This is a genomic window from Armatimonas sp., assembly GCF_031410135.1.
Taxonomy (GTDB): Bacteria; Armatimonadota; Armatimonadia; order Armatimonadales; family Armatimonadaceae; genus Armatimonas.
In genome coordinates this window covers 1-5,646 of record NZ_JANNYP010000778.1, presented here as the reverse complement: position 1 = coordinate 5,646, position 5,646 = coordinate 1, and the positions used below count along the sequence as shown (strand labels likewise).

General features: G+C 59.8%; 10 protein-coding genes. 8 read left to right on the top strand and 2 right to left on the bottom strand.

Translation table 11 applies throughout. The features are described 5' to 3' along the window. Window positions 1–862 precede the first annotated feature (862 nt). From RMO15_RS28580 to RMO15_RS28560, 5 genes are read left to right on the top strand one after another with little or no spacing between them, the layout of a single operon-like run. Entirely contained in the window at window positions 863–1,555 is a 693-nt protein-coding gene (locus RMO15_RS28580; RefSeq protein ID WP_309721051.1) for a hypothetical protein, read from the top strand. 58 nt (window positions 1,556–1,613) lie between these two features. Then, window positions 1,614–1,832, top strand: a complete 219-nt coding sequence (locus RMO15_RS28575) for a hypothetical protein (protein WP_309721048.1) — start codon at window positions 1,614–1,616, stop codon at window positions 1,830–1,832. After that, window positions 1,813–2,352 carry a thermonuclease family protein gene (locus RMO15_RS28570; protein WP_309721045.1) on the top strand — a complete coding sequence of 180 codons (540 nt, stop codon included), beginning with the start codon at window positions 1,813–1,815 and terminating at the stop codon, window positions 2,350–2,352. Before RMO15_RS28575 ends, RMO15_RS28570 begins: the two co-directional genes overlap by 20 nt. Window positions 2,353–2,388: 36 nt before the next feature. Beyond that, window positions 2,389–3,291 carry a hypothetical protein gene (locus tag RMO15_RS28565; protein ID WP_309721043.1) on the top strand — a complete coding sequence of 301 codons (903 nt, stop codon included), beginning with the start codon at window positions 2,389–2,391 and terminating at the stop codon, window positions 3,289–3,291. Beyond that, window positions 3,288–3,785, top strand: coding sequence for a hypothetical protein (locus tag RMO15_RS28560; protein ID WP_309721040.1), 498 nt, complete (start codon window positions 3,288–3,290; stop codon window positions 3,783–3,785). The genes RMO15_RS28565 and RMO15_RS28560 overlap by 4 nt, the downstream gene beginning before the upstream one ends. On the opposite strand, the gene RMO15_RS28555 is transcribed toward RMO15_RS28560, so the two are convergent. Together RMO15_RS28555 and RMO15_RS28550 are read right to left on the bottom strand one after the other, a co-directional pair. Next, complete coding sequence (locus RMO15_RS28555) at window positions 3,749–4,273, bottom strand: hypothetical protein (RefSeq protein WP_309721036.1); 525 nt, start codon at window positions 4,271–4,273, stop codon at window positions 3,749–3,751. The genes RMO15_RS28560 and RMO15_RS28555 overlap by 37 nt on opposite strands. Further along, complete coding sequence (locus RMO15_RS28550; protein WP_309721034.1) at window positions 4,273–4,803, bottom strand: helix-turn-helix transcriptional regulator; 531 nt, start codon at window positions 4,801–4,803, stop codon at window positions 4,273–4,275. Before RMO15_RS28550 ends, RMO15_RS28555 begins: the two co-directional genes overlap by 1 nt. Window positions 4,804–4,886: 83 nt before the next feature. Here RMO15_RS28550 and RMO15_RS28545 point away from each other — a divergent pair, with 83 nt between their 5' ends. From RMO15_RS28545 to RMO15_RS28535, 3 genes are read left to right on the top strand one after another with little or no spacing between them, the layout of a single operon-like run. Then, entirely contained in the window at window positions 4,887–5,012 is a 126-nt protein-coding gene (locus tag RMO15_RS28545; protein WP_309721031.1) for a hypothetical protein, read from the top strand. Beyond that, window positions 5,009–5,353, top strand: coding sequence for a recombinase family protein (locus RMO15_RS28540; RefSeq protein ID WP_309721028.1), 345 nt, complete (start codon window positions 5,009–5,011; stop codon window positions 5,351–5,353). The genes RMO15_RS28545 and RMO15_RS28540 overlap by 4 nt, the downstream gene beginning before the upstream one ends. Before the next feature lie 27 nt (window positions 5,354–5,380). After that, on the top strand, window positions 5,381–5,545 hold the full coding sequence (locus RMO15_RS28535; protein WP_309721025.1) for a hypothetical protein: 165 nt from the start codon (window positions 5,381–5,383) through the stop codon (window positions 5,543–5,545). Window positions 5,546–5,646 lie beyond the last annotated feature (101 nt).

Below are 5,646 nucleotides of genomic sequence, written 5' to 3'. Positions count from 1 at the left end.
GCGCGAGCTTCGCGCATTTCCCGCTGTGTGGCAACGTGCGACAGCAGCGTGTTACAATCTAAATTGGTAGCCATTTCGGTGGCTTCCTTTCCAAGCGCCGGGGGACTTTACCAAGAGACCACCCCGGCGCTTTTCCCATTTCTGGGCGATTAGTCGGGCAGTGCCCGCCACTAATAGTATACCCAAATAGTGACCATTATCAAACATTTGTTCTACTATTTTATAATTTATTTTAGATCTATTTACAGCTATTGATACTCTTCTTGCGCCGCTGCGACGGCGGCGGCGTGCGAAGCTGACCGAGCTGCACCCGCGCTTCGTGCCGACCGACGCGCCCGACCCAGCCCGCCGGAGCGCAGATGCCCTGACCCCGGCGACAGCATGTGAGAGAAAGGCTGATTACACGTTTCCCCTGGGGGACGGAAGGGGAGATTTTAACTTAAAGCCTCTTCCTGCTCGCGGCGACGGTGGGAACCCGCTCGCGGGGGAACCGTGGCCGCCCTGAGAGCGATCCATGAAATTGGGGAGCGGCGACCGTAGCGCGTCGCGCGAAGGTGGCAGCGCACGCTGAGGAGACGAGGTCAAAGCTTTGTGTCCGTCGTCGCGCTGGTGCGGTGGGAACCCGCGCCTCGCGGGGGAACCGCTCCGGCTAAAAGCTACCTATCTCCTCGGTCGGGCGGTGTGACCGTAGCGCCTCGCGCGGAGGTGACATAAGCCCCTATCGTAAAGACGATCCTCGTGCTCTTGACAGGCAAACATCCGTGTGATAAAGTTCCCAGTAGGGAGGCGAACCACTTTGGAAGGTTCGCCTCTTTCCATTTGTGGTTCCCCTTCTGCTTTGAAGAATTAGGAGAACCACACCATGAAAGTTAAACTTAACAGCCTGCTCGACGACGCTTCCGGCAAGTTCGGAGATCGCGTCTTCGCCCGTAACCCGTCTGGCCTCTACCTCCGTGAGCACGTCGATCCGAATCAGCCCAATTCTGACCGCCAGATGAACGTCCGGGATCGCTTCAGCCAGTTCACCGCCCGCTGGGGCACCATCACCGAAGACCAGCGCATTGGTTGGAACTCGCTCGCGGCCCTCATCACGAAGACCGGCAAGTACGGCGATCTTTACAACCCCACTGGTCATCGGATCTACATCGCCTTGAACCAGACTCGCGCCGAGTTCGCTCATCCCATCCTCGACGATGCTCCCGCAGCCATCGAGGCAACCATTCCCCTGGCCGGGTTCGCACCAACCGTGAATGTCACAGCAGCTCCCGCCGTTGAGCTGAAGCTCGGCGCAACGGTAGATCCGCTCGGCACTGATCTGCTCATCTTTGCGACGGAGCCGATGTCGCCTGGTCGGAGCATGGTTGGTGAGGGAATGTACCGCCTGGTTGGCACGGCCCAAAGCGCCGACTTGCTCAACGCGGATATTGGCACCTTCTACGACGACAAGTTCGGCATTCCAGCGGGTGGTGTCAAAGTCGGGGTTCGCGTGATTCCCGTAAGCGCTTCGGGCTTCCAGGGCACACCGCAAGAGTCCCTCGTCATCGTCACGGCGTAAAGCACACCTCTCCCCTTGCCCCTACCTAAAGGCAAGGGGAAGTGAAGGAGGTCACGCCATGATCCACACCCTCGCGGTGATTACCGACGAGGCCGAGAACCGTCTGATTAACGCGCTCATCGGCCTCGTCGTTGCCCTCACCTGGTGGCTCCGTGCACAGCCCAAGTTCCGCTCCGCACGGCGACGGGCGCTTCGTAAGCTCCGGGAACGCACCCGCAAACGAAAGGCAACGACCGATGCCGACAGCAGCAAAAACGATGACAGCGACAGCGCGTAAGAAGCGGTCAGCGATCCTGGGAACGGGAGCGGGCATCGCCGTGATCGGCGGCGGACTCGCGACCATTTGGCCCACGGGCAGCAAGAACCTGCCCGACACGCTTCCCTCGCTGGACACCTGCCGGGTGATCGAAGTAGTGGACGGCGACACGCTTCACGCAAACTGCGATGGCTTGAAAACCATCACCATTCGCCTGTTTGGAGCCGACGCCCCGGAAATGAACCAGCCCTCTGGCCCGATGGCAAGAGTTGCGCTAGGAACGCTTCTGGTTGGGCAGAACCTAACCATCCAGCCTATCGAGAAAGATAAATACGGCAGGCTCGTTGCCCAGCTTAGCACCTCGGCCTACCCGAGCATCGAGCGCAGGCAGATTGAGACAGGGCTGTCCTGGTGGAGTCCCCAGTATGCGCCCAACAGCCGAGACCTACGCCTAGCCGAGGATACCGCTAGAGCCGCCAAGCGCGGCCTCTGGGCTATGCCAGCACCCATTCCACCGTGGCAGTGGCGCAAGAGCCACTGACCCAAACAAGCACACAGAGACAAGGAGATCCACCCCATGAAACCCCTCATTACCAAAGCACCAAAGAAGGCAACTACCAAGCCCGTTACACACCCACCTCCGGCGGCGAGTTCCACGCCCGCGAAACCCGCCGCCGTGAAAGCAACGGTAGTAAAACCAAAGCTGGTAGCACGGCCCAAGCCGAAGACAACAGCAAAGCCAGCTCCTAAGCCCATCGAGACGCCGCTCCTCGGGCCGCCGGTTGTTGTAACGATTCCAGCACCCACAGCACCACCAGCGCCTGGGGTGGCTTCCACGAATGGGCCACTCCATCAGATCCCACCGGAGTCCCCCGATCCGCCGCCAACCGAGCTCGTCGAACCTGTGATCCAAAGCAAGCCACTCATCATCACGATTCCACCGGAGAGCTCTGCACCACCTGCCGAAGCTGCGATCCTGACTTCGTCGGGCGACAAGAAAGCCAGCGGTTACGCGGTCGTAGAGAGCGAAGTCACACCACCCGCGATAGATACTGCGGTGCCTACAGGCTACATCGTCGTGGAAAGTGCTACTGCTCCATCACCCGCGCCAAGCATGAGCGAGGCGCCCGTTCCGCCAGCGACAGAAGATGCGGCGAAACCCGCAAACTATCTGGTGGTTGAAAGCGAGATCAAGACCCAAGTAGTGGGCGATGCCGGCGTGCCCAGTGGCTACACAGTCATCGAAAGCGAAGTAGCAGACACGACGAAGCCTGGCTATTCGGTCATCGAGAGTGACAGCACCACAACGGCGACTGACGAAGGCACAGGCCCGATGGCTACACCACCCACACCCGGCGTGCCAACGGTTGTAATTCCAGCAGGCAAAGCCATGGACGAGGTTTCCAGTTTCCAGATCGGCGACGTGCTCATTATTGCAGTTCGGGTGCAGCCTGCTCCTGCGCCGGAGGTCGAGCCATGACAGAAGAGCAGCGCAAAGAAAGAAACGGCCAGCGGCTCATGGAGTGCAACCCGATCTTTCGAAAGAAAGTAGCCGCGATCCTGGTCGATTTGGAAGGCCATGGTTTGCGGCCACGGATTCAGGAAGCTTGGCGCTCCCCTGCTCGGCAGAAGCAGCTCCTCGCCGATGGGTTCACGAAGGTTGGCTGGGGCATGCACAATGCGGCCACGGAGGACGGGAGACCCGACTCCTTGGCTGCGGACATCCTCGACGACGACCAGCCCAACCACGAGGACACACGCTTTCTGCTCATGCTGGCTGCCAGTGCCAAAGCCCACGGCTGCGTGACGGGCATCGCTTGGGGGCTCGCTCAGGAAGATCGAGACACGATTCGTTCGGCCATTGCCTCACGAGACTTCGACGCCAAGATAGAGGTGGGCTGGGATCCCTGCCATGTCCAGATCGGAGGCATCTCTGTTCAGGAAGCACGCACGGGCGTGAGGCCAGATGGATGAGGCACCCCAAGCAGGGCGGGAACCAGCAGCGCTTCGACGCGACGGGCTATCTCCTGACGAATCGGGGCGGGATCGGTAATACCAGAGACCACCACACACTCCGCACGGTAGAGATCCAGCGCCACCCACACACGCATCAGGTGGTGCGCCAGCTCGTGGATAAACACACGCCAGCGGCTTGGCTTGGCAAGCCCCGGCTGGAGCATCATCTGCGCCGTGTCGGTTTCATGGAACGGGCCGACATAACCGCCATGGTCCAGCAAGGAGTTGTCCCAGATCAGCTTGACACCAAAGTCGTCTGCCAAGCGCTCCAAGCTCGTGCGGCTGGCCATCAGCACCCGAAGCCGTGCCAGAATGTAGGAAGCGATCTTGCGCGCCACACTCTCCGAGTCCTCAGGAGTGAACCGGTACAGAAACTCCGAGGACTCAATCCCATCGTGAAACTCATCATCGAAGTACCGCTCCGGCTCTTTATCGCACCACGGCATTACTCCTCCAGATCAATCACCATATCGGGAGTGATTTCCATATCGTTCTCCGCCGCAAGACGTGCCTGCTCCGCCTCGGCCTCCGCAATCTCCTCACGAGCAAACCGGGAGCCAATCACCCCACGAGCGTTCAGCTTGCGCAGGGTCTCAGCCATGGTCTTGCCCGCCTGGACGGCAGCCTCACGGATTACCTCACGCTCCACGGGATCGAAGTCCGAGTATCCCTCGATGTGCCCTAGAATCGTCTCGATATCCGGCTCGTATGTCACCTCGGGAGTGGTAGCGGCAAACCCAGCCAGACGCAGCAGCTCCCGCGAGAGCCGCTCCCGCTCCGACGGATCGCTCACATCCTCCGCCAGCGCCGCTTCGAGCTTGGCCACGTTCTCGCGCTTCATGCCGTGCAAACCGTTCTCGATGTTCGAGAGCGACGCATGGCTCACCCCGGCCCGCGCAGCAAGCTGCCGAATCGAGAGCCGCCGCCGCTCGCGTTCACGCCGGAGCCACTCGCCCAAAGAAAGTTCGTCGTCCATTGCCCTGCCTACTTGACAAATTGTCTATTCCATATTACCATACAAACATCCGTTTGATATTTGGATACAAGGATACCGTAAAGATGACTCACTCTCAAGACCCCAGCGACGAACAGATTCGCCGCATCGCACGTGCCACGATCATCCTGCTCCAGGCAGACCTACGCCGCAGCGTAAGTGCAGGAAGCCCCGAGGAGGCACATGCATGAAGAAACCCACCAATCGCCCCCTGCGCTGCGCCATCTACCTGAGGTGCAGCACCGATGACCAGAAGTACGGCGACTTCACCACCATTGATACCCAGCGCCAGATCAACCGCGAGCATGTCACCAAGCTCGGCGGTGAGATTGTGGCCGAGTACAACGACGAGGGCCGCACTGGCACCAACCTCAAACGCGCCGATTGGAAGCGGATGCTGGCCGATGCCGCAGGCAAGCGCTTCGACACTGTTGTGGTCACCTACATGAGCCGCCTCGAACGCGGCGAGGTCTACCACGTGGCCGAGTACCTCCTCGGAGACAGCAAAGTGGAAGTGGACATGGTTTACTAGGACTTCACGCCCGACATGGCCGGGCACATGAACAAGAACCTCAAGATCTTCATGGACGGGATGTACCCCAAGCAGGTTAGCGAGTGGACAAAGACCAAGCAGGCGCAGATGGTCAAGATGGGCTATCACACCGGCGGCGTGCCCACGTTCGGGTTCTGCTCAGGGGTGCAGGTCATAAAAGTGGTGAGGTAGCAGGCTGAAAAACGCGGCGACTCCAAAAGGCAAAAAAGGAATCCAACTCGTTGCCAAAAAAGAAACCGCGTAGACGGGCAATTACTTCACCACCATCCACG